This is a genomic window from Opitutaceae bacterium (assembly GCA_041395105.1).
Taxonomy (GTDB): Bacteria; Verrucomicrobiota; Verrucomicrobiia; order Opitutales; family Opitutaceae; genus B12-G4.
Genome location: JAWLBB010000005.1, coordinates 225,889 through 248,716 on the forward strand (window position 1 = coordinate 225,889; position 22,828 = coordinate 248,716).

Annotated in this window: 15 protein-coding genes; 11 read left to right on the top strand and 4 right to left on the bottom strand. The window is 62.5% G+C overall.

Translation table 11 applies throughout. The annotated features are described in order from the left end of the window. The first annotated feature begins 4 nt into the window (after nucleotides 1-4). From R3F07_16150 to R3F07_16160, 3 genes are all read left to right on the top strand, one after another. Complete coding sequence (locus R3F07_16150; protein MEZ5277914.1) at nucleotides 5-859, top strand: AraC family transcriptional regulator; 855 nt, start codon at nucleotides 5-7, stop codon at nucleotides 857-859. A gap of 54 nt (nucleotides 860-913) precedes the next feature. Then, nucleotides 914-1,855: an aldo/keto reductase gene (locus R3F07_16155; GenBank protein ID MEZ5277915.1), complete on the top strand. Its 942-nt coding sequence runs from the start codon at nucleotides 914-916 to the stop codon at nucleotides 1,853-1,855. A gap of 152 nt (nucleotides 1,856-2,007) precedes the next feature. Beyond that, complete coding sequence (locus tag R3F07_16160; protein MEZ5277916.1) at nucleotides 2,008-3,603, top strand: alpha-glucosidase/alpha-galactosidase; 1,596 nt, start codon at nucleotides 2,008-2,010, stop codon at nucleotides 3,601-3,603. 244 nt (nucleotides 3,604-3,847) lie between these two features. Here the strand turns inward: R3F07_16160 and R3F07_16165 are convergent, their stop codons facing one another. Next, nucleotides 3,848-5,173 carry a hypothetical protein gene (locus tag R3F07_16165; GenBank protein ID MEZ5277917.1) on the bottom strand — a complete coding sequence of 442 codons (1,326 nt, stop codon included), beginning with the start codon at nucleotides 5,171-5,173 and terminating at the stop codon, nucleotides 3,848-3,850. 155 nt (nucleotides 5,174-5,328) lie between these two features. On the opposite strand from R3F07_16165, the gene R3F07_16170 reads away from it, so the two are divergent. The 4 genes from R3F07_16170 (at nucleotide 5,329) to R3F07_16185 (ending at nucleotide 9,131) form a co-directional block, all read left to right on the top strand. Beyond that, complete coding sequence (locus R3F07_16170) at nucleotides 5,329-5,595, top strand: hypothetical protein (protein MEZ5277918.1); 267 nt, start codon at nucleotides 5,329-5,331, stop codon at nucleotides 5,593-5,595. A gap of 200 nt (nucleotides 5,596-5,795) precedes the next feature. Then, nucleotides 5,796-6,527, top strand: a complete 732-nt coding sequence (locus R3F07_16175) for an SDR family oxidoreductase (protein ID MEZ5277919.1) — start codon at nucleotides 5,796-5,798, stop codon at nucleotides 6,525-6,527. A 9-nt stretch (nucleotides 6,528-6,536) separates the two neighbouring features. Further along, nucleotides 6,537-7,991, top strand: coding sequence for an FAD-dependent oxidoreductase (locus R3F07_16180; GenBank protein ID MEZ5277920.1), 1,455 nt, complete (start codon nucleotides 6,537-6,539; stop codon nucleotides 7,989-7,991). A gap of 81 nt (nucleotides 7,992-8,072) precedes the next feature. Then, complete coding sequence (locus tag R3F07_16185) at nucleotides 8,073-9,131, top strand: alcohol dehydrogenase catalytic domain-containing protein (protein MEZ5277921.1); 1,059 nt, start codon at nucleotides 8,073-8,075, stop codon at nucleotides 9,129-9,131. A gap of 103 nt (nucleotides 9,132-9,234) precedes the next feature. Here R3F07_16185 and R3F07_16190 read toward each other — a convergent pair whose 3' ends face one another. Both R3F07_16190 and R3F07_16195 read right to left on the bottom strand, forming a co-directional pair. Beyond that, the gene (locus R3F07_16190; protein MEZ5277922.1) at nucleotides 9,235-10,248 is read right to left on the bottom strand and encodes a hypothetical protein; all 1,014 of its coding nucleotides are present in this window, start codon (nucleotides 10,246-10,248) and stop codon (nucleotides 9,235-9,237) included. A 354-nt stretch (nucleotides 10,249-10,602) separates the two neighbouring features. Continuing rightward, nucleotides 10,603-11,367, bottom strand: coding sequence for an SDR family oxidoreductase (locus R3F07_16195; GenBank protein MEZ5277923.1), 765 nt, complete (start codon nucleotides 11,365-11,367; stop codon nucleotides 10,603-10,605). Between the two features lie 192 nt (nucleotides 11,368-11,559). Here R3F07_16195 and R3F07_16200 point away from each other — a divergent pair, with 192 nt between their 5' ends. Next, nucleotides 11,560-12,927: a glycoside hydrolase family 27 protein gene (locus R3F07_16200; protein MEZ5277924.1), complete on the top strand. Its 1,368-nt coding sequence runs from the start codon at nucleotides 11,560-11,562 to the stop codon at nucleotides 12,925-12,927. 143 nt (nucleotides 12,928-13,070) lie between these two features. Beyond that, complete coding sequence (locus R3F07_16205) at nucleotides 13,071-14,066, top strand: kelch repeat-containing protein (GenBank protein ID MEZ5277925.1); 996 nt, start codon at nucleotides 13,071-13,073, stop codon at nucleotides 14,064-14,066. 50 nt (nucleotides 14,067-14,116) lie between these two features. On the opposite strand, the gene R3F07_16210 is transcribed toward R3F07_16205, so the two are convergent. Next, on the bottom strand, nucleotides 14,117-15,172 hold the full coding sequence (locus tag R3F07_16210; GenBank protein MEZ5277926.1) for a LacI family DNA-binding transcriptional regulator: 1,056 nt from the start codon (nucleotides 15,170-15,172) through the stop codon (nucleotides 14,117-14,119). Nucleotides 15,173-15,486: 314 nt separating this feature from the next. Between R3F07_16210 and R3F07_16215 the strand changes: the two genes are divergently transcribed. Together R3F07_16215 and R3F07_16220 are read left to right on the top strand one after the other, a co-directional pair. After that, nucleotides 15,487-18,900, top strand: coding sequence for a hypothetical protein (locus R3F07_16215; GenBank protein ID MEZ5277927.1), 3,414 nt, complete (start codon nucleotides 15,487-15,489; stop codon nucleotides 18,898-18,900). 513 nt (nucleotides 18,901-19,413) lie between these two features. Then, a complete protein-coding gene (locus R3F07_16220; protein ID MEZ5277928.1) occupies nucleotides 19,414-22,827 on the top strand; it encodes a hypothetical protein in 3,414 nt (1,137 codons plus the stop codon). Nucleotide 22,828: the final 1 nt, after the last annotated feature.

Consider the following 22,828-nt stretch of genomic DNA (forward strand, 5'->3'; position numbering starts at 1 on the left):
GCACATGATGACCACCGTCGCAGAACTCAGCGAGATCCACCAGGTCGGCAGCAACACGGTGGAACGGCGGATCACCCGCCACAGCTGTCCCCAGATCTGGGAACGGGGCATTTCCATGGCCGGCATCTCCGAGGCCGGGGAGGATTTCCGCTTCGTCCGCAGTCACCCCCATTTCACCCAGATCCTCGTGGCGACGGCCGGGGTCGGGCAGGCCCTCGTCGACGGGGCATGGGTCCGGCTGACCAAGGGATGGGCCTATGTGACTCCCCCCGACCATCTGCATGCCTACCATACCGACCCGGAGACCGGATTCTGGGAAGTGGCCTGGATTATCATCCCAAAATCGAGCCCGGCCCCGCCGGCCCGACCACCGGACAAGCCACGGATCATCGAGACCGACGGTGACGTTTTCCGCGCCGCCATCTTCGGTCTCTTCAGCGAAAACCTCGGGAATGCCGATCCCGCCATGATGGAGTCGTGGGCCGATCTCGCCCGCGCCCTGACCGCCCGGGTGGCGGGAGCGACTCCGCGCGATGAAGTCATCGATCTGTTCTGGAAACGGGTGGCCGGGCGCCTCGCCCACCCGTGGTGCCTGTCAGAAATGGCGGGAACCCTCGGCTGCAGTGAAGAACACCTGCGACGCCTTTGCCAGCGACGCTACGGCTGCAGCCCGATGCGGCGTCTCCTGTGCCTGCGGATGCAGCATGCTGCCAGCCTGCTTTCGGTGACCCAGTTGACTGTCGCAGCCATCGGCGAGCAGGTCGGCTACGAGAACGAATTCGCTTTCTCCAACGCTTTCAAACGCTGGAGCCGCGGAACGGCGCCGTCGATCTACCGCAAGCAGATCGGAAACGCCTGACCCGGCGCTTTCCCGGGGTTGCATCCGCCGATCCCAACCGCACTATTCCGAGCGATGGAATACACCGAACTGGGTCGAACCGGACTGCAGATCAGCGTGGCCGGACTCGGTTGCGGCGGCCACAGCCGGCTGGGGCTGGCCCACGGACGGAGCGAAAATGAGGCCGCCGACGTGGTTCGATGCGCGGTCGACCACGGCGTCAACCTGATCGACACGGCACGCTATTACGGGACTGAAGCGGCGGTGGGTGCGGCCGCCCGTGACCGCAACCGCGCATCGCTCGTCCTTTGCACCAAGATTCCCATCCGACGTGAAGGCGGATTGATCGATCCCGACCGGATCCGCAGCGATCTCGAGGAAAGCCTGAAGCAACTGAAGACGGACGTGGTTGACGTTCTTTACCTGCACGGTGTCGCGGAGACCGATTATGCCTTCGCGGTTTCAGAGTGCCTGCCAGTGATGGAGGGCCTTCGCCAGTCCGGCAAGGTCCGCTTTATCGGTGTGACCGAGTCCTTTTCCGTCGACCAGACTCACGCCATGCTCACCCGGGCCACCCGCGACCCCTGCTGGGATGTCGTCATGGTGGGGTTCAACATCCTCAACCAGACCGCCCGACAGACCATCCTTCCCCAAGCCCGGGAGGGCCGGATCGGCACGACCTTGATGTTCGCCGTGCGCCGCGCGTTGAGCCGGCCCGCTGCCCTCCGGGACGTGGTTCGGCGGCTGGTTTCCCAGGGACACGACCAACTGGCCGAGCTGGATCCGGACAACCCGCTCGACTTTCTCCTGCGGCCGGGAGGGGCCGCGACCGTGACGGAGGCGGCGTACCGCTTCTGCCGTCATGAGCCCGGGGTGGATTGCGTGCTTTTCGGAACCGGAAATCTCGATCACATCCCGGAGAACATCGCCTCGATCCTGGGACCACCCCTCCCCACCGAAGATACCGCACGACTGAGGGAACTGTTCGGGAGCATCGACTCGGAGTCGGGGAACTGACCCGAAACCCAGACCCGCCTGATTCGGGCTGCCGAAGAATTCCCCGCAATCGCTTTGACCGTCAACCTAACTTGTAATTGAAAGAAGCGCGGGTCGCGCAGAAAACCAAGGACACCGCGAAAGCCCGGATCCTCCCACCCATTCCAAACCCAATGCCCATCAAGATCGCCATGATCGGAGCCGGTTCGATCGGCTTCACCCGCCGCCTGATGCAGGATGTGCTCTGTGTTCCCGAACTGGCCGACACGGAATTTGCCTTCACCGATCTTTCGAAGGCCAATCTCGACATGGTGACCACGCTTTGCCGGCGGGACATCAAGGCGAACAGACTTCCCGCCAGAGTCACCGCCACCACCAATCGCCGCAAGGCGCTCGAGGGTGCGGACTACGTTCTTTCCATGATCCGCCAGGGAGGCCTGGAGGCCTTCCAGACCGACATCGACATCCCGCTCAAGTACGGGATTGATCAATGTGTCGGGGATACCATCTGCGCGGGCGGCATCATGTATGCCCAACGCGGCATCCCGGCCCTGCTGGATTTCTGCAGGGACATCCGCGAGGTGGCCAAGCCCGGCGCGCTCTTCCTGAACTACGCCAATCCGATGGCGATGAATACCTGGGCCTGCAACCAGTACGGAGGTGTTCAGACGATCGGCCTCTGTCACGGAGTGCAGGGCGCGCACTGGCAGATTACCCGCTGCATCGAGCGCTGGGCCAGGAAGAAGGGAATGCTGGCCGATGACGCCAAACTGCACCGGCGCGAGGTCGACGTCGTCGCGGCCGGCCTCAATCACCAGACCTGGTTCATCCGGGTCGAGTGGAACGGCATTGATTTCATCCCCATGCTGCTCGAGCTCTTTGAGGAACACCCGGAATACAGCGTCAATGAGAAGGTCCGCATCGACGTCCTCCGCCGTTTTGGCTACTACAGCACGGAGTCAAACGGACACCTGAGCGAATACCTGCCCTGGTACCGGAAGCGGCCGTCCGAAATCAAGAAGTGGATCTCGATGAGTTCCTGGATCAACGGGGAGACCGGCGGTTACCTGCGGGTCTGTACCGAGGGCCGCAATTGGTTTGAGACCGATTTCCCGAACTGGATCAAGCAAGAGGCCCCGAAGATCTCCGCGGAACACCGCAGTGAGGAGCACGGCAGCTATATCATCGAGGCGTTGGAAACCGGCCGGGTCTATCGCGGCCACTTCAACGTGCCCAACCGGGGCCACATTACGAACCTTCAAGACGGCTGCATCGTTGAGATTCCCGGCTATGTCGACCGCAACGGCCTCAATATGCCGGTGGTCGGGGACCTTCCGATGGCCTGCGCGGCCACCTGTTCGGTCTCAGCCCGCGTCCAGCAGATGGGTGTCGAGGCGGCCGTTCACGGCGATCTCACCCTCTTGAAGCAGGCCATGCTCCACGATCCCCTGACCGGCGCGATCTGCAATCCCGAGGAAGTCTGGCAGATGACCGATGAAATGCTGGTCGCCCAGGCGAAGTGGCTTCCTCAATACAAGACCGAGATCCCCGCGGCCCGCCGGCGTCTCAGCGAACACGTGAAGAACGGCACGCGGGTAAAGCTCAGGGAAACGTGGAAGGGTTCGGCCCGCAAACGGACCAAGACCATCGAAGAACTCTCCCGCAACGTGGCTTCCGCCCGGGCCAATGCCTCCGCTGCCGACAAGGGCAAGATGACCCTGGACGGGCGGGTGGCCCGACTGGTCAAGGAGAACGGCAGCCAGCCCTGAGCATAAAGGAATCCATCCTGAATGGTTCTAGGCCGAATCCATGCAGTTGGAAGTTGAGATGGGAGTCACCTTTTGGTTGGGGTGCAGGAATTCTCATGGCAGATCGAATTGCCCGTGCTCCGAATGGCTGGCCAGGGACGACCAGCCCTGCTTCGCCAATGGTACGGCACGGCGTCCCTGACGCGTCGCCATTGCACTCAGCCCAACGGCATCGTTCCGACTTTGCCATTCATCCCTGAATCCTTCAGTCAGGCGAAGGGATCCTGGTATTGATCGAATCCCGGTCGGACTTGATCTCTGTCCGTAGGTAGAGGACATAGGAGACTCGCTGCACCATGCGGAACGCCCTTGCCTGGCCATCCCGCCAACCCGGAGAGAATTTCATCGCACTCAGATCCTCCAGAACCCAGTCGGAGTAAATCCGATTGGTCGTGCCGGTCACCTCGAGATCGAGAAGTGACCCGGCCTCATCCACCCGGAAGGCGATCTCGACCGCCCCGTCGGCAAAAGCGCTTTTCATCTGAGGCGGGAAGGTATCCCTGAGTGGCCGATCCGCGATGGGAGGAATCACCTGAATCGGTCGGGGAGGGTCGATCAGGACCCCCTCAGGGCTGTCACTGAGGAATCCGAAATGCAACTCCAACGGAGTGCCCTCGGGGTAGTCCACCTGTTCTTCGGCTGAAAGCCGCCAGGATCGAACGGCCAACAGAGCCTGCAGCGCATAGGGAACCGGAACCTCATCGATGATCCGGGCCGAGGAGACGACCCCGTTCGGACCGAAGTCCGCCACCACAGAAACCTCAAGAGATTCCGAATTCTGGCCGAAGCCCGGATACTGGGGAAGGGATCGGACCGGATCCGCCCCGAGTACCTCCCCATGGTTCCCCATCGCGGTCGGCGCGAGGTAGAGAACGAGGTGACTCTCAATCGGAACCCCATCCCTCGTCGCGGGCTTGAACCGCAGTTCGTTTCGCGCCGGTTCGAAGTAATGCCTGATCAGCCCCTTGGCCAGGTCGTCGTCTCCGAAAAAACGCTTGATCGCCCCGCTCGCGTCGATCTTGAAATCCACCCGTATCCGACCAAACACCACGTGTTCATCCTCCTCCCGTGCCGCACAGAGGGTGTTCATCCGGGTGGCCAGCTTCCGGTCGATTGTCCAGAGGGGGCGGGCGGGGATGTAGTCGCCATTTCGGCGTCGTTCCTTGTCGATGAAGTAGTCGATGACCGTATAGCGGAAGAAACCGACGACGTTTCGCCCCCCCTCCTGCGCCGGACGGAAGGTCCAGCGGGCGACCGCATCCCGCATCGGCTCACTAAATTCCGCACTGGGGAGGTAAAAGGCACCCGACCCGATCAAACCTCCCTCACTCGAAATCATCAGGTCATAGACGACCTCCCTCTTCTCTCCCTCCTTCAGGGGATCCGCCGGATATACCGGAAGCATGAATTGCTCGATGCGCGCCGCTTCATACCCCTCGGCCTCGAAAGAGGGGTCTGCCGGCAAGGCAAAGAGGTTCCGGGCGAACAGCCCAGCCCCAAGGCCGACGGTGAGAAGAAATCGGATCTTCATCGTTGGAAGCAATTTCCCGCAGAATAGGGAAGGCCCGGTCATCTGTGCGAGTCTGAGCCAAGCCCTGCGCATTGATCGGCAGAAAACGCCGATCCGTACCATCGGCGTGATCTTCCAAACTTCCCTTCTTCTCTTCCTCCCGCCAGAAACCCTCCATGCATGCGATTCACCTGCACGGCCCGAAAGACCTGCGTCTCAGCGAACACGTGAAGAACGGCACGCGGGTAAAACTCAGGGAAATGTGGAAGGGTTCGGCCCGCAAACGGACCAAGACCATCGAGGAACTCTCCCGCAACGTGGCCTCCGCCCGGGCCAATGCCTCCGCTGCCGACAAGGGCAAGATGACCCTGGACGGGCGGGTGGCCCGACTGGTCAAGGAGAACGGCAGCCAGCCCGGGAAGATGGCCCAGAGCGCAGGCTGACACCATGGCCTTGCCCTATCGGCCTTCCTGACCGGGAGGTTGTCCCGACCGCCGCGGCCCTCCCATCGGCCCGATTACGTCCGTGGTGCCCCGAGGCCCGATCGGCAGTCGGAGACGGATTAAGACTCCGGGACGGTTCGGTTCTTCTTGACCGGGGGAAGGATGGAAGGGTTCTCTGAAGACCGAGGAGAACCGGAATCATGACACAGGAACTGAACGGGAAAGTCGCCCTCGTGACCGGCGGCGCCAAGGGTTTCGGCCGGGGCATTGCAGCGGCGCTGCGCCAGGCCGGAGCCACGGTCTTCATCACCGGCCGCGACCAAAGGGCCCTCGACGAAGCCAAGAATGCCATCGACGTGAACGCGATCCGGGCCGATGCCACTTCATCGAACGACTGGGATCGCGTGATCGAAGAGATCCTCAACCGGGCCGGCCGGATCGATATACTGGTCAACAACGCCGGGGGCGGTATCCGAATTGTACCGACGGAGGAGCAGACGGACGCGGATATCGCCGAAGTCATCGCCCTGAACCTGAACGGCCCCATCTACGGATGCCGCAGAATCGCCCCGCTCATGCGGAAACAGAAATCGGGCACCATCATCAACATCTCCAGCAGCGCCGCTCACTATGCCTGGCCGGCTTGGGGCATCTACGGAGCCGCCAAGGCCGGCCTGAATCACTTTTCCAGGTCCCTCTACGTCGAGCTGCGCCCCCACGGGGTCCGGGTGACCACGATCAGTCCATCCTGGGGGGCAACCGGCTTTCTGGGGGCTGCAGGAATGGATGCGATGGACCCGGACACGGTGTCCCGCAGCATCCAGCCCGCCGAGCTGGGAAAACTCGTGACCAACGTCTGCCTCCTGCCGGACCACCTCTGCATCCAGGAGACCATTCTCTGGCCCATGATCCAGGACGTGAGTCCGATGTAGAGGCGCTCCATGACAACAGAACGCTACGATCTCGCGGTCATCGGTGGCGGAAGCGGCGGGTTCGGCGCGGCCCTCGCCGCCGCCCGGGAGGGCTGCCGGGTCATCCTGATCGAGCGCGCTCCCACCCTTGGGGGCAATGCCGCCAGAGGGGGGGTCAACTGCTGGGAACCGGGGGCCGGCGGGACCGGCTTTCCCTTCGAAATCTACAAGCACCTCAAGAAGATGCCCCGCTCTGTCGGCATCTATACTCATCGCCGCCACATGTCTGTTCCGGTGGCCGGTCAACCGATCTTCCCCGGGGGTGAACAGGTCATCGACCCGGATCGACGTTATGTCGATTCCCTCCGTCGGTTTGCGGGAAAATCCGTCGAACGGGATTGGGCATTCACTCGGGAGCATTGCCATGGCGTACCCTTCGAGCCGGCCGCCTACGAGCGCGTCATCGGGGAAATGCTCGCGGAAACCGGCCGCGTGACCACTCGCGTTGGGACGGCCTTCACGACTGTTGAAGTGAGCGGGCGGCGGATCACCTCGATCGGCCTTGATTCCGGTGAGGTGATTGAGGCGGATACCTTCATCGATGCCACGGCCGACATCCACCTGGCCGCGATGGCCGGGTGTCAGACCCAGCTGGGCCAGGAAGCCCGGAGCGTCTACCAGGAACCGAGTGCCCCGGAGAAGCCGACCGATCGCTTGAACGCGGTCACCCTGATCTACCGGGTCGACCCTCGCACGGACGGCCCGGGGGTGGACCCGCTGCCCGACGGTATCGCGGAAAGCTGCTGGTGGCGGAAGGAATTCCCGGTCGCCGCCTGCAATGAATACCCGGCCGGCGGGTGGAACATCAATATGCTGCCGACGATGGAGGGGCTCGAGGCGTGGCGGCTGGGGCCGGACCGGGCCCGTCTGGAATGCCGGCGCCGGGTCATCGCTCACTGGCATCATTTCCAGACGGTCTTTCCCGAATGGCGGCACTACCGCCTGACCTGGATCGCGCCGGCCCTGGGGGTGCGCGAGACGCGGCGCTTGGTCGGACGCCATGTCCTGACCGAGCACGATCTCGACGCCACCCTGAAGAGCCAGACCCATCCCGACCTCATCTGCATCGCCGATCATCCCAAGGATGTTCACGGCGAAGCCCGCCAGGGCATGATGAAGGAAGTCTCCTTTCCCTACGGAGTCCCTTTCCGGTGTCTCCTGCCGAAGGAATTCGACAACCTCGCGGTCGCCTGCCGGGGCGCGAGCTTCTCTTCCATCGGCGCCTCCAGCTGCCGGCTGTCCCGAACCATGATGCAGCTCGGGCAGGCGGCCGGCACCGCCGCCGCCATCGCCCGGCGTCATCGTATTTCAATTTCAGATACACCGGTCCGGACACTGCGGGAAACCCTGCAGGCCCGGCAGGTCCAGCTCACCTGGCCGGCGCCGGCCGGTCTGCAGGCTTATCTCGAAGCCGAGGACGCCTGACGGTGCCCGACGGGAAACGCAGCTCCGACCGGAGCATCTTCCAAACTTCCCTTCTGCGGCGCTTCCCTCCAGAATCCCTCCATGCATGCGATTCACCTGCACGGCCCGAAAGACCTGCGTCTCAGCCAGGTTCCCGATCCCGACCACGATCCTGCCTCGGGCGAGGTCCTCATCCGGGTCGGTGCGGTCGGGATCTGTGGCTCGGACCTCCACCTCTACGAGAGCGGACAGATCGGAAATATCGGGCGCTCGGCCCCCTTCGTGCCCGGTCACGAATTCATGGGAACGATCGAGGCGATCGCCCCCGGGACCCGCGACGGGCACAATGCCCCACTCAATGTCGGCCAGCGCGTGGCGGTCGATCCGCAGGTCCCCTGCCGGCACTGCCGCTGGTGCGACGAGGGGCATCCCAACCTCTGCCCGAACCACAACTTCTTCGGCCTCCACCCGGCCGACGGTGCCCTTCGGGAGCAGATGATCGTTCCGGGCCGGAACTGCTTCCCCATCCCCGATTCGATCAGCGACGGCGGCGGGGCCGTTCTTGAGACCCTCGGGGTCGCCATCCATGCCGTCGACCTCGCTCATCCCCGGGTGGCTTGCTCGAGCGTGGTCATCGGCTGCGGACCAGTCGGACTGCTTGTCCTCCGGATGGCCAAGCTGGCCGGGCTGGAACCCCTCATCGCCATCGATCCCATCGCCAACCGCGTCGATCTGGCCCGCGCATGGGGGGCGACCCATGGAATCGTCGGGCGATCGGAAGAGGCGATTGAGGAAGTCAGGGAGATCACCGCTGGACACGGGACCGATTTCACCTTTGAAGCCGCCTGGGCGGGACCTTCAGTGGGCGCAGCCGTCACCATGGCCGCACCCGGAGGACGGGTTGTCCTCGTGGGTATCCCGCCCGATGATGCCTGCGCAATGGCCCATTCCGAAGGACGCCGCAAGGGACTCTCGGTCATCTTCTCCCGACGGATGAAGCACGTCTATCCCCGCGCCATCAAACTGGCCACCGGCCCCTCCCCTGCGGTCGCCGTCGACGAACTGATCTCACACGTCTTTCCACTGGCCGAGACCGCCAAAGCCTTCGCGCTGAATTCCGCCTACGGGGACGGGGTGATCAAGGCGATCATCCGGCCGTAGAGAATTGGGGCGTAGGAGAGGCTTTACGCCTCGATCAACAATTCTATCGAGGCGTCAAGCCTCTCCTACAGATCATCTCACGGAAAGTTCATCCCAATCGCTCTCAAGGATAAATATCCTTGGGTGCGCTTTCGTAAAAGTCCCTGATCTCGCCGAAGCGCCGGTCCCTGACCTTGTGGCCCCATTCGGGTTCGGTGATGAGCGGGCGGCCGATGGCGACGAGATCAAACTGTTCATCGTTCAACAGCTTCTCGAGTGCCTTGAGACTCTCCTTCCCGTCCCCGGCAAACTCTTCGGATTTGAGCCCGATATTGCCGACAATGATGGTGGGTAGCCCGGTCAGTTTCTTCGTCCAGCCCGCCAGGGTCAACGGATCACCGTCGAAGGGAGGTTCCCAGAACCGGCGGGTGCTGGGGTGAAGCATGTCCACCCCGGCTTCGACGACTGCGCTGAGCAGCGTCTCGAGTTCGGCCGGCGAATGGAAATAGGAGGCGGTCATGTCATCCACCCGCCAGTTTGAGAAACGCAGACAGAGCGGCATGTCCGGCCCGATCTTCAACCGGGTTTCGCGGATGATCTCAGTGGCAAACCCCATGTCTCCTGCCCGCATGAAACTGTCGAGCAGGTAACCGTGCGCCCCATGAAGTTCGACTCCGTCAAAACCGCACTTCGGCGCGACCTCGGCCGCATGACTGAAAGCCTGAAGCAGATCCCGCTTGTCTTTCGCGGTGGCCAGACGAACCACTTCCTTGCCGTCGTCATCCCGGATCGAACGGCCCGCCACGCCGGGTCTCACCAGGGGACCGCAATGCCAGATCTGCGGGAAGATCCGGCTGTCTTCAGCGTGCACAGCCTCGACCACCTGGCGCCATCCTTCTACCGTGTTCGTCCGGAGAAAAGGTACATCGCCATAGGCCGCCCTGGCTTCCGGGTGATCGACCAGGACACCCTCCGAAACGATCAACCCGATGCCTCCCGCTGCCCGCTTCCGATAGTACTCGGCCATCATCGGAGTCGGATTGCCATCCACCGCCCGGCTCCGGGTCATCGGGGCCATGGCAAGGCGGTTCTTCAAGGACAACCCTGCCACTTCAATCGAATCAAACAACGTCTTCATAAAGATGGAGAAAACGCGGCCAGGGACATTCAGGCGAGACTGAACTCCGAATCACCGGCAGTCCCCCACCTGCAGACCGCCGGCCGGTTTGTTTCTTAACGCGACAAGCCATCCGTTCAGACTCGGTTCCCTGTGGACCCTGCCCAAGCGAGCCGTCCGTCCCGGCAAACTGCAGGGGATGACAGGATGATGCGCTACCCTGATCAACTTCCCGAGGAACTTTGAAGCCAACCACTGCCAGCCCGGGGACGTCGACGAGCCGATACGGATCATCGACGAAGGACCGTCCTGGTTCCGCGCGGTCGGCCTCAAGACCTTGGGCGGATTCGATGTGAACTGGTCCGTCAAGGACGGTTAACCACCCAGCAACGTTCCGCCGTCGCAGACGAGGTTCTGGCCCGTGACCAGGTCTGAGCCCGTGATGATCGAGACAATCGCCGCCGCCACATCCTCGGGGGTGCAGACCTTTTTGAGCACGGCCGCGTCCGCGCGTGCCTTCCGGGCCTCTTCATAGCCTTCACCCAGCCCCTCCTGCAGCCATTCGCCGGCAATGAAGCCTGGAGCCACGGCATTGACACGGATCCGCGGGCCAAAAACCCGGGCCAGGGAGAGCGTCAGTGTGATCACGGCCGCCTTCGAGGCGCAGTAGGGAACCGAACTGCCTGTGCCGCGGATGCCGGCAATGCTGCTGAGATTCACAATCTCTCCTCCACCGCTCTTTTCCATCCATGGTTTGACCGCACGGCAGCATTGAAAGACACCCCGCACATTGGTGGCGAAGAGGTCGTCCCAGTGCCGTTCCTCCACCTTCTCGAGCTCTCCGTGGGGTATGAATACCGTGGTCCCGGCGTTGTTCACGAGGATATCGAGGTGTCCAAACTCTTGGTGGGCCGTCGCCATCAGGGCGCGACAATCCTCGTCCTGCCGCACGTCTCCCTGAATGGCCAAGGCCCGGACCCCGCGGGCTTCGAGGTCCCTCACGGTCCGCTCCGCCCGTTCCCGGGATCGATGGTAATTGATGACGACGTTGCAGCCCAGACGCGCCAGAGCCAGACCGGTGGCTCGGCCGACTCCACGAGCCGCCCCCGTGATCACAGCGACTTTTCCCGCCACTTGCATGGGTTCTCTCTAGCCCCGGCATGGAGATACCGCAAGCACGCGGTTTCTCCTGGTTCGCCTTCGGGTCCGAAACCGGCCGTTTGCGCAAACCCGGCTCCGGTGTCCGCTTCACCTCTTCTGTCCTGCTTCGAGTTTACGGTCCAGCAACCGATCACTTCAGCCGGCCCCGCCGGAATACCACAGTGGAGCCCCATGTCCCTGAATCTCCCCACTCCTCCTCTCGGCTGGAACAGCTTTGACAGCTTTGGTGGCTACCTCCACGAAAAGGCCGCCTTCGAGCAACTCGAAGCCTTTGCCTCCAGGCTGGCGCCGGCCGGCTACGAATACTTCGTGGTCGATATCGGTTGGTACGGAGAATACGAGTTGAAGGCCGGCACCCTCTATCCTTCGCCCAAGTCCAAGCACGCGATGGACGCCCACCTCGATGCATTCGGCCGTCCCCTTCCCTCGACCTGCTATTTCCCCAATGGATTCGAGCCGCTTATCCGTCGAACCCACGAACTGGGCCTGAAGTTTGGTCTCCACATCATGCGGGGCGTGCCGCGAAAGGCCGTGGCCCGGAGTCTGCCCGTTCTGGGAACCGAGGTCACTGCGGCGGACATCGCCGACACATCCTCAACCTGCCCGTGGTGCCACTACAACTACGGCATCGACATGACCCGACCCGGAGCCCAGGCCTACTATGATTCGCTTGTCGCCCTCCTCGCCTCCTGGGGGGTCGATTTCATCAAGGCCGACGATATCACCGGCTATCCCGCGGAAATCGAGGCCATGACCCGGGCCATCGCCCGGACCGGACGTCCCATCGTGCTGAGTCTCTCCCACGGAGGTGAAGCCGACCCAGCCATGCTGCCCGTTTACCGGCAGTCCGACATGGTGCGCATCACCAAGGACATCTGGGACGACCTCGAATCGATCGAACGCTCGTTCCTCGCCTGGGATTTCTGGCAACCGCAGACCGAACCCGGCTTCTGGCCGGACCTCGACATGATTCCCTTCGGCCGACTCCAGACCATGAGTCCCGAGCCGGCGCCCGGCGAGTTACCCGAAGGTCGGAATCCCTCTCTCTGCGGAAAGGGGTTCCTCCGGGACTGCCAACTCAGCTCCGACCAGAAGCGCACCTTCATGACCCAGCGCGCGCTGTTCGCCTCGCCCCTCTTCCCCGGTGGTGATCTGACCACCCTGACCGAAGATGAGACGCGGCTGCTGGCCGATCCGCGCATGATGGCCTGCAATCAGAACGGGGTCAGCGGGTCCATTCTCTACATGCGGGGCGACGTCCAGGTCTGGCGGGCCGCGCACCGAACAAGGCCGGGCTGTGGGTGGCTCGGCGTTTTCAACCGCAATCCCGCCCGTCGTCCGGAGTCCATCATCCTCACGCCGGACCGCCTCGGTTTATCGCCCTCCACCCGCCTCCACGATATCTGGGAAGACGCGGATCTCGGCCACCTCGGCGACAGCCCCTACATCCAGGTCGCCCCGACCGCCGTCTGCTTCATCGAATACACGGACGGACTCTGGTCAAAGACAACACTCAGGCCGGAACACCCCTCGGATTGAGTTGCTCCCGGGGACACGGCTCCCACGCGACCGGGAAACGCGACGCACACGGGTTTCTCCACGCGATGCCATGAAGTAGCGCCCACCATTTGACATGGACCTCTCCTGCCCTCCCTGCTAACAGATCCAATCCTTCACCTCCGATGAGAGTCCATTCGTCAATTCTGCTCGTCCTTCCCGTCCTCCTCTCGCCAATACCCGGTTTCTCATCGGACGACTCCGACGCCGCCTGGGGGACCGTCGAGTGCGTCGGTGAACCGCATGCCCGCCACGAGGCCGCCTTTGTCGCCTGTGCAGACCGATTCCATCTGCTGGGCGGGCGGCGTATCCAACCTGTCGATATTCTGGATCCCGAGACGAACACCTGGAGATCCGCCTCTCCGCCTCCCTTCGAGATCCATCACTTTCAGCCGGTCACCCATGCCGGCAAAGTCTACCTGCTCGGCGCCATGACCGGCGGCTATCCCCACGAGACTGCGGTCGGACAGATTCTCGTCTACGATCCAGCCGAGGACCTCTGGAGCCTGGGCGACGAGATCCCGGAGGATCGCCGACGAGGCGGGGCCGGCGCCGTGCTTCACGAAAACACTGTTTACCTGGTCTGCGGGATCATCAACGGCCATTGGGATGGCAACGTGGCCTGGCTCGATGCCTGGGACCTCGAAACGGGAGAATGGCGGAGGCTTCCGGACGCTCCCCACGCCCGCGACCACTTCCAGGCCGTCATCATCGGCGACCGGATCTACGCAGCCGGAGGACGCCGCACTTCCGGATCGACCAGGGAGGTCTTCAATCTGACCGAGGCGGCCGTCGATGTCTTTGACCTGAAGACCGGAACCTGGACCACTCTGGAAAACCCCATCCCGACACCGAGAGCCGGGACCGCTGCGATCGCGATCGGCCATGACCTGATCGTGGCAGGCGGCGAAAGTGATCGCCCGGAAGCCCACCGCGAGGTCGAGGCCCTCGACGTCCGGACGGGCCTCTGGCGTTCATTGCCCTCCCTCGTCCAGGCGCGCCACGGATCCGGGCTGGTCTTCCATCAGGGCAGTCTCTTCATCGCCTCGGGCAGCGGTGCCCGAGGGGGCCGGCCGGAACTGACCACGATGGAACGGCTCACGATGGTGGACCCCCGCTGAACCGGGACGAACCGCCGAGGAGGCCTCCCCTCTCCGCCCGGATCTGCCTGTCAGGAGCCCGTCGGCACCGCACGACGGTCCAACACGGTGTTACCCATCATCCAGGTAGCCGTTATCAGGATCGCCCGGGGATGGGCCGGGACACCAACTTCACCATTCTGCAGGCCCCGGATCATGATGTCGACCGCCGCTTCACCGGCCTCGTCATTGTGCTGATCCATGGCAGCCCAGCCTTCGGCATCGAGCCGCCTTTCGAGTAGAACGAGCCCCATGTCCCGGGGAACCCGGTAGCCGCGTTCTTCCAGCCAGCGACGGACGTTGATGTGCAAAGTGAGGATGACATCGGGCCGGTGCTTTTCCAGCCATCGGTCGACGACTCCCGGATCCTCCCAGGCCTTTTCCTGATCGGACAACCAGGGCACCCGGTCCGACGGAGGCAATTGCCGTTGGGCGTAGGCAAATCCCGCGCTGAAGCGTCCATCGACGAGCAGATCGACCGACTTGTCCACGACCAGTCCCGGACGCCGGTAGCCCAGGGCCACCACCCGGTTGACCGCCTCGACGATCAAGGCGTGGTGATCGACACAACTGTAGGAGAAGCGCGGTGATTCCGTGCGGACGCCGGTGAGCACGCAGGACCGGGTTTCCCAGATCGGACTCCACTTCTCCGGCATGTGGCGCTGGCGAAAGGTGCCAACCAGGATGATGCCGCGAATTCCCCGCGCACTCAGGATCGAGTCCAGGCGTTCCGGACGCATCCCCTTGTCGTAGAGCCAGAATTCATCCATGCCGTAGCCCTGCTGGGCGGCCCGGTGCCGACAGCCCGCCAGCCACGCCGCCAAGGTCGGATGATCGTGGATTTCCGCTGAATGCGGATACCCGTTGAGCAGACCCAGGGTCCGTTTGAACTCGATGCCCTGCGATCGCCGGAGCTCGGCCATGAGGTGCGACATGACCGGGTTCTTCCGGTAGCCGAGGTCCGCGGCAATCTTGACGATCCGCTCGCGGGTCGGGGCCGAAATGCGATCGTCGTGGCGCAAGGCCAGGGAAACCGCGTTCTTGGAAACGCCGGCGGCCTGCGCGATATCTGCCATTGTGACTGCCATGCGTGGTGATTCTCGGGAAACCGAAACTGGGGAAATTTCCCAAAGGCAGGAACTCTATCACATCCCGTGTTTTACTGTCAACCGAGAAAGCATTTCTGCCTCTGAGCGAATATGATAAAACCTACCAGACTCAACCCTGTAACCCGAACCCCCGGGCATGCCCATCTGCCTGAAATTTCTCACCAACCGAGTTTTCAACTGACGCCAACATTACGGTAATGCGATTGTGCCGACCGCCTCCCTGATCCGGTCGACGCGACTCAGGCCCTGCGGGGCCACCTTACTCTCCCTCGATAACCGTGTATCCAATGAACATGAAAACGACACCAACCGACAAATACCCGGGTCTGCCCTCTTGGTTCAGGTCCCTGCTGCTACCGGCAGCCGCCCTCAGTCTGTTCTCTGCAACCGCCTTCTCCCAGGAAGTCGCCCCGGCCACAGCTGCCGGGGAGGCCGACGAGGAGGTCGTCGAACTCTCTCCATTCGTCATCGACGCCGAATCGGAGACGGGTTGGGTGGCCTCGGAAACCCTGGCCGGCAGCCGCCTCAAGTCGAAGTTCAGCGACATCGCCGCACCGATCGAGGTGCTGACGATGGACTTCATGGACGACTACGGTCTGAACAGCATCGAGGATGCGGCCAAGTACACGGTCAACGTGGAGTCCGGCGACGACATCACCCTGGGCAACGGCCTGCCCGGCTCGACCGGAAGCGGCACGGTGCGTATCCGGGGCCTGGCTGCGCCGACCAATTCGCGCGAGTTCTTCGGTTCGCTCATGCCCAGCGACAACTACAACATCGACCGCCTGACCGTCGCCTCCGGCCCGAACTCGATCCTGTTTGGAACGGGCAGTCCGGCCGGTGTGATCGACTCGAGCCTGAAGCGGCCGACCTTCAAGAACGGCGGAACGGTCGGTCTGCAGGTCGATTCCTTCGGCGGATACCGCGGCACCCTCGACTACAACCAGGTCCTGGTGGACAACGTTCTTTCGGTCCGGGCCAACGCCCTTTACGGCGTGCGCAGCTGGGACATCGAGGATGCCGATGAGACCAGCAAGCGGATCAATGTCGGCGTGACCTGGAAACCCTTCAAGAACACGACCTTCTTTGCCAACTACGAGTACACGGACATCGACTCCAGCCGGCCCTCGACCCTCTGGCCGACCGATCAGATGACCACCTGGTACGAGTCCTCCACCTACGGACTGGGCGGCGGTTATCCCAGCCGCTATATCTTCCCCAACGACGCGGCCTGGGCCGCCGGCGGCGACGGCGTGGCGGAGCGTTACCTGCCACCCAATCCGTCCCAGGGTGTCGCGCCGGTTCCCGGTATGCAGCAGCAGCTTTTTGATGTGGCCGGCAACTTCCCGGTCGTCATCGATGGCGCCAACGCGATCAGCCAGATCTGGGGCTGGCAGAATTCCGTCGATATCAACCAGGTTCCCTCGTGGAATCACATTTCGCCGATCAACAACGAGGCGGACGGCTGGACCATCCTCTCGGACAAGTACTATCCGGTCGATGTCAACACCCTGGCCAACGTGCGCGGCGCCAACACCAAGTGGGACACCTTCAACTTCAACTTCAGCCAGAAGATCATCGAGGATCTCTACTTCGATGCGGCCTACCAGTACCAGAAGCAGGACCTCTTCTCCTGGGAAAAGATCAACTATATCAGCGCCCAGACGCCGACCATTGACGCCAATATGTATCTGCCGGACGGCGTCACCCCCAATCCCAATGCGGGCAAGGTCTACTTCCAGGGTTATCCTGCCTATTCCAAGGGAGTCCAAGAAGTGAACGACTGGCGCTTGGCTCTCTCCTACGAGCTGGACTTCGTCAAAAAGACCGAACGCTTCGGCTGGTTGGGCAAGCACCGCCTGGCCGCCCTACTCTCCGGTTTCCAATCCGAGCAGCGCGAGCAGGCCTATCGCTACCATATCCAGCCCAAGGAAGAGGCCGGCGGCTGGCGCGATCCGGTCTTCCCGGGAATGGACTACGCGGTGGACACCCTCCATGAGGGCATCAACGTCTCCCCGCTGCTCTCCTCCCCCTACCAGACCTCGACCACCAACGGCGTCTCCTCCATCCGCTTCAACAACGCCGGGGAGCCCATCCGCCAGAACAATTCGGCTTGGCGCACCAGCGCCCAGCGCCGTCCCCAGGTGCGTTATTATCTCGAGGGCAACGAGTTCATCCCCAACCACTTCATCCCCTCGGGCGAGCCCTGGACCATCACCGACGCCAACGGCGAAGCCTGGACCATGACTCCCGAGGAGTGGTACGTGGAGGATGGCGTCCGCTGGGTCAGCCGCGAGGGCTTCGCCCCACAGGGCAAGACCAAGCAGGACACCCAGCAATTCACCTACCAGGGGTATTTCTGGGGCGGACGCATCGTCGCCACCTACGGCTACCGCGAGGACAAGATCAAGGCGGCCAGCCTCGACTACATCAACGACCAGCAGAATGGCGTGCAGGAGAACTTCTTTGATGTCGACTTCGGCGAATACGGTGAATCCGAGTCGGGCACGACCCAGACCAAGGGCATCGTGGCCTATCCCTTCCAGGGCTGGCTCCACATGCCTCTCGGCTTCGACATCGGCGGCTTCTACAATGAGTCCGACACCTACCAGCCGCCCACCCGCAACTACGATCCCTACGGCGGCCTCTATCCCGGCGCCCTGGGCGACGGACAGGACTACGGCGTGATCATCAGCATGTTCGACGGCAAATTGACCGGACGCTTCAACATCTATGAAAACAGCTCCGGACCGCAGCGGGCCGGCAACGTGCCCTTCAACCGTTTCCGCTTCACCTTCAACGGACCGTTCAACCGGGTGACCGCCCTGGCGCCTTCGATTGAAGGTACCAGTGGATGGCCGACCAATGTGGAAGGAACCAGAGACCGGGTCTACAATGAACTCGGCGCCGGCGATCCCTACTGGGTGGTCAGCTTCCGCGAGGCCACCGGTCAGGAGCTTCAGCTGAACTGGAAACCGGTCAACAACCTCGACCTGCGGTTCACCTGGAACTCCCAGGATGTGGTCGAAAGCCAGATCGGTCTGGATTGGTGGAACTTCCTCGATACCATTACCCCGATCATCGACAGCTACGGCTTCCCCGAAGGCGGGGAGACCGATCCCAGCGACAAGAACGGCGACGGCGTCATCACCCAGAACGTCACCTGGAAGGACGCCCCGTGGCAGCAGGGACAGTGGTCCAACTTCGTTCCGGGAGCCGCCACCCAGTCCTATACGACGGTCAAGCAGCAGTGGGACAACACTGCGATCAACGGCTCGACCGGACGCGGCATCATCGAGGCGCTCGACGGCAAGGCCAATGAGTTCGTCCGCGAGAACCGCTGGAACCTCAACGCCAACTACCGTTTCACCGAAGGAGCCCTCAAGGGCTTCGACGTCGGAGGCGCCGTCCGCTGGCGGGCCGCTCCGCTCATCGGTTACGGAGACAAGGTACAGGCCGGAACCACCATCGTCGACCTCGACAACCCGATCTACGGTTCACAGGAGGTCTACTACGACTTCCGGGCCGGCTACCGGGGCCAGATGGCGTTCATGGGCGATCGCAACTACCGCATCAACCTCAATGTCCGCAATGTCTTCGACAAGGACGAGGGTCTGGCTTCCATGGCCTCCGCCAGTGGTCAGGCCATCCGCTACCGCCGGGTTGACGGACGCCAGTTCATCCTCTCGCTCGAGTTCGACCTTTAGGGTGGGTTGAGTTCAGCAGACATCCGGAGCCGGTCCCGTCAGGGGCCGGCTCTTTTTTGTTCCTCGCTCCGCAATTTATTTGACTGTCAAATCAAAAGAGGACTGCGCTTTTCTGCAAAAGAAAGCAAATCCGAAACTGACCGCTGAAGCGTACCGGTATCTACGATACGAACTTAACCTTTGGCGGGAAACTGAACCCCTCAATCCCACATTCCAGAGAGCACCCTGCCGGTTCGTTCAGCGGGGCAGTGGGAAGGACCTGCACTTGCTCACTGACGGAACCCAGGGCGAGGCAACGGCACCCCCAAAGGCCTGAGCTGACGGGCGAATCAACCAGGCCACCGCTGACCCGATGCCTCCCCGGCTCCACCTCTCACCGGAACCCCATTCCCAACCTTTCCAAGAAATTCTCCCCTGCCGCTCGGTGAAAAACCAACCACTTGGCTTGCCGACCGGCGACAACGTCAGACTAACCCGAACAACAACCGGGCACTCAACCTGCCCAAACCCTGTATGAAAACAACCCAGAACAGCAGGCGATCCAGCCGATTCCTGCCCGTCGGAAGCATGTGGCGCATTCTCACTCTATCCGCTCTCGGCGCGGTGACCGCCTTCTCCCAGGAAGTCGCCCCGGCCGCAGCCTCCGGGGAGGCCGACGAGGACGTCATCGAACTCTCTCCATTCGTCATCGACGCCGAATCGGAGTCGGGTTGGGTGGCCTCGGAAACCCTGGCCGGCAGCCGCCTCAAGTCGAAGTTCAGCGACATCGCCGCACCCATCGAGGTGCTGACGATGGACTTCATGGACGACTACGGCCTGAACAGCATCGAGGATGCGGCCAAGTACACGGTCAACGTGGAGTCCGGCGATGACATCACCCTGGGCAACGGCCTGCCCGGCTCGACCGGAAGCGGCACGGTGCGTATCCGGGGCCTGGCTGCGCCGACCAATTCGCGCGAGTTCTTCGGTTCGCTCATGCCCAGCGACAACTACAACATCGACCGCCTGACCGTCGCCTCCGGCCCGAACTCGATCCTGTTTGGAACGGGCAGTCCGGCCGGTGTGATCGACTCGAGCCTGAAGCGGCCGACTTTCAAGAACGGCGGAACGGTCGGTCTGCAGGTCGATTCCTTCGGCGGATACCGCGGCACCCTCGACTACAACCAGGTCCTGGTGGACAACGTTCTTTCGGTCCGGGCCAACGCCCTTTACGGCGTGCGCAGTTGGGACATCGAGGATGCCGATGAGACCAGCAAGCGGATCAATGTCGGCGTGACCTGGAAGCCCTTCAAGAACACGACCTTCTTTGCCAACTACGAGTACACGGACATCGACTCCAACCGGCCCTCGACCCTCTGGCCGACCGATCAGATGACCACCTGGTATGAATCCTCCACCTACGGGCTGGGCGGCGGTTATCCCAGCCGCTATATCTTCCCCAACGACGCGGCCTGGGCTGTCGGCGGCGACGGCGTGGCGGCGCGTTACCTGCCGCCCAATCCGCCCCAGGGTGTCGCGCCGGTTCCCGGTATGCAGCAGCAGCTTTTTGATGTGGCCGGCAACTTCCCGGTCGTCATCGATGGCGCCAACGCGATCAGCCAGATCTGGGGCTGGCAGGACTCCGTCGATATCAAGCCGGTTCCCTCGTGGAATCACGTTTCGCCGATCAACAACGAGGCGGACGGCTGGACCATCCTCTCGGACAAGTACTATCCGGTCGACGTCAACACCCTGGCCAACGTGCGCGGCGCCAACACCAAGTGGGACACCTTCAACTTCAACTTCAGCCAGAAGATCATCGAGGATCTCTACTTCGATGCGGCCTACCAGTACCAGAAGCAGGACCTCTTCTCCTGGGAAAAGATCAACTATATCAGCGCCCAGACGCCGACCATTGACGCCAATATGTATCTGCCGGACGGCGTCACCCCCAATCCCAATGCGGGCAAGGTCTACTTCCAGGGTTATCCCGCCTATTCCAAGGGAGTCCAAGAAGTGAACGACTGGCGCTTGGCTCTCTCCTACGAGCTGGACTTCGTCAAGAAGACCGAACGCTTCGGCTGGTTGGGCAAGCACCGCCTGGCCGCCCTGCTCTCCGGTTACCAATCCGAACAGCGCGAGCAGGCCTATCGTTACCATATCCAGCCCAAGGAAGAAGCCGGCGGCTGGCGCGACCCGGTCTTCCCGGGAATGGACTACGCGGTGGACACCCTCCATGAGGGCATCAACGTCTCCCCGCTGCTCTCCTCCCCCTACCAGACCTCGACCACCGACGGCGTCTCCTCCATCCGCTTCAACAACGCCGGGGAGCCCCTCATCCAGAACAATTCGAGTTGGCGCACCAGCGCCCAGCGCCGTCCCCAGGTGCGTTATTATCTCGAGGGCAACGAGTTCATCCCCAACCACTTCATCCCCTCGGGCGAGCCCTGGACCATCACCGACGCCAACGGCGAAGCCTGGACCATGACTCCCGAGGAGTGGTACGTGGAGGATGGCGTCCGCTGGGTCAGCCGCGAGGGCTTCGCCCCACAGGGCAAGACCAAGCAGGACACCCAGCAATTCACCTACCAGGGGTATTTCTGGGGCGGACGCATCGTCGCCACCTACGGCTACCGCAAGGACAAGATCAAGGCGGCCAGCCTCGATTACATCAATGACCGGCAGGCCGGCGTGCAGGAGAACTTCTTCGATGTCGACTTCGGCGAATACGGCGAATCCGATTCCGGCACGACCCAGACCAAGGGTATCGTGGCCTATCCCTTCCAGGGCTGGCTCCACATGCCTCTCGGCTTCGACATCGGCGGCTTCTACAATGAGTCCGACACCTACCAGCCGCCCACCCGCAACTACGATCCCTACGGCGGCCTCTATCCCGGCGCCCTGGGCGACGGACAGGACTACGGCGTGATCATCAGCATGTTCGACGGCAAATTGACCGGACGTTTCAACATCTATGAAAACACCTCCGGACCGCAGCGAGCCGGCAACGTGCCCTTCAACCGTTTCCGCTTCACCCTCAACGGACCGTTCAACCGGGTGACCGCCCTGGCGCCTTCGATTGAAGCTACCAGTGGATGGCCAAAGAACGCGGAGGGGACCAGTGACCGGGTCTACAATGAACTCGGCGCCGGCGATCCCTACTGGGTGGTCAGCTTCCGCGAAGCCACCGGTCAGGAGCTTCAGCTGAACTGGAAACCGGTCAACAACCTCGACCTGCGGCTCACCTGGAACTCCCAGGAAGTGGTCGAAAGCCAGATCGGTCTGGATTGGTGGCGCTTCCTCGACACCATCACCCCGATCATCGACAGCTACGGCTTCCCCGAAGGCGGCGAGACCGATCCCAGTGACAAGAACGGCGACGGCGTCGTCACCCAGAACGTCACCTGGAAGGATGCCCCGAACAACCAGAATCAATGGAATCTGTTTGTTCCGGGAGCCGCCACCCAGTCCTATACGACGGTCAAGCAGCAGTGGGACAACACCGTGATCAACGGCTCGACCGGACGCGGCATCATCGAGGCGCTCGACGGCAAGGCCAATGAGTTCGTCCGCGAGAACCGCTGGAACCTCAACGCCAACTACCGTTTCACCGAAGGAGCCCTCAAGGGCTTCGACGTCGGAGGCGCCGTCCGCTGGCGGGCCGCTCCGCTCATCGGTTACGGAGACAAGGTACAGGCCGGAACCACCATCGTCGACCTCGACAAACCGATCTACGGTTCACAGGAGATCTACTACGACTTCCGGGCCGGCTACCGGGGCCAGATGGCCTTCATGGGCGATCGCAACTACCGCATCAACCTCAATGTCCGCAATGTCTTCGACAAGGACGAGGGTCTGGCTTCCATGGCCTCCGCCAGTGGTCAGGCCATCCGCTACCGCCGGGTTGACGGACGCCAGTTCATCCTCTCGCTCGAGTTCGACCTTTAGG

Coding starts and splice junctions, on each gene's coding strand:
- R3F07_16150 (MEZ5277914.1), top strand. CDS start 5: ATGATGACCACCGTCGCAGAACTCAGCGAGATCCACCAGGTCGGCAGC.
- R3F07_16215 (MEZ5277927.1), top strand. CDS start 15,487: ATGAAAACGACACCAACCGACAAATACCCGGGTCTGCCCTCTTGGTTC.
- R3F07_16195 (MEZ5277923.1), bottom strand. CDS start 11,367: ATGCAAGTGGCGGGAAAAGTCGCTGTGATCACGGGGGCGGCTCGTGGA.
- R3F07_16155 (MEZ5277915.1), top strand. CDS start 914: ATGGAATACACCGAACTGGGTCGAACCGGACTGCAGATCAGCGTGGCC.
- R3F07_16205 (MEZ5277925.1), top strand. CDS start 13,071: ATGAGAGTCCATTCGTCAATTCTGCTCGTCCTTCCCGTCCTCCTCTCG.
- R3F07_16220 (MEZ5277928.1), top strand. CDS start 19,414: ATGAAAACAACCCAGAACAGCAGGCGATCCAGCCGATTCCTGCCCGTC.
- R3F07_16185 (MEZ5277921.1), top strand. CDS start 8,073: ATGCATGCGATTCACCTGCACGGCCCGAAAGACCTGCGTCTCAGCCAG.
- R3F07_16180 (MEZ5277920.1), top strand. CDS start 6,537: ATGACAACAGAACGCTACGATCTCGCGGTCATCGGTGGCGGAAGCGGC.
- R3F07_16190 (MEZ5277922.1), bottom strand. CDS start 10,248: ATGAAGACGTTGTTTGATTCGATTGAAGTGGCAGGGTTGTCCTTGAAG.
- R3F07_16165 (MEZ5277917.1), bottom strand. CDS start 5,173: ATGAAGATCCGATTTCTTCTCACCGTCGGCCTTGGGGCTGGGCTGTTC.
- R3F07_16160 (MEZ5277916.1), top strand. CDS start 2,008: ATGCCCATCAAGATCGCCATGATCGGAGCCGGTTCGATCGGCTTCACC.
- R3F07_16170 (MEZ5277918.1), top strand. CDS start 5,329: ATGCATGCGATTCACCTGCACGGCCCGAAAGACCTGCGTCTCAGCGAA.
- R3F07_16175 (MEZ5277919.1), top strand. CDS start 5,796: ATGACACAGGAACTGAACGGGAAAGTCGCCCTCGTGACCGGCGGCGCC.
- R3F07_16200 (MEZ5277924.1), top strand. CDS start 11,560: ATGTCCCTGAATCTCCCCACTCCTCCTCTCGGCTGGAACAGCTTTGAC.
- R3F07_16210 (MEZ5277926.1), bottom strand. CDS start 15,172: ATGGCAGTCACAATGGCAGATATCGCGCAGGCCGCCGGCGTTTCCAAG.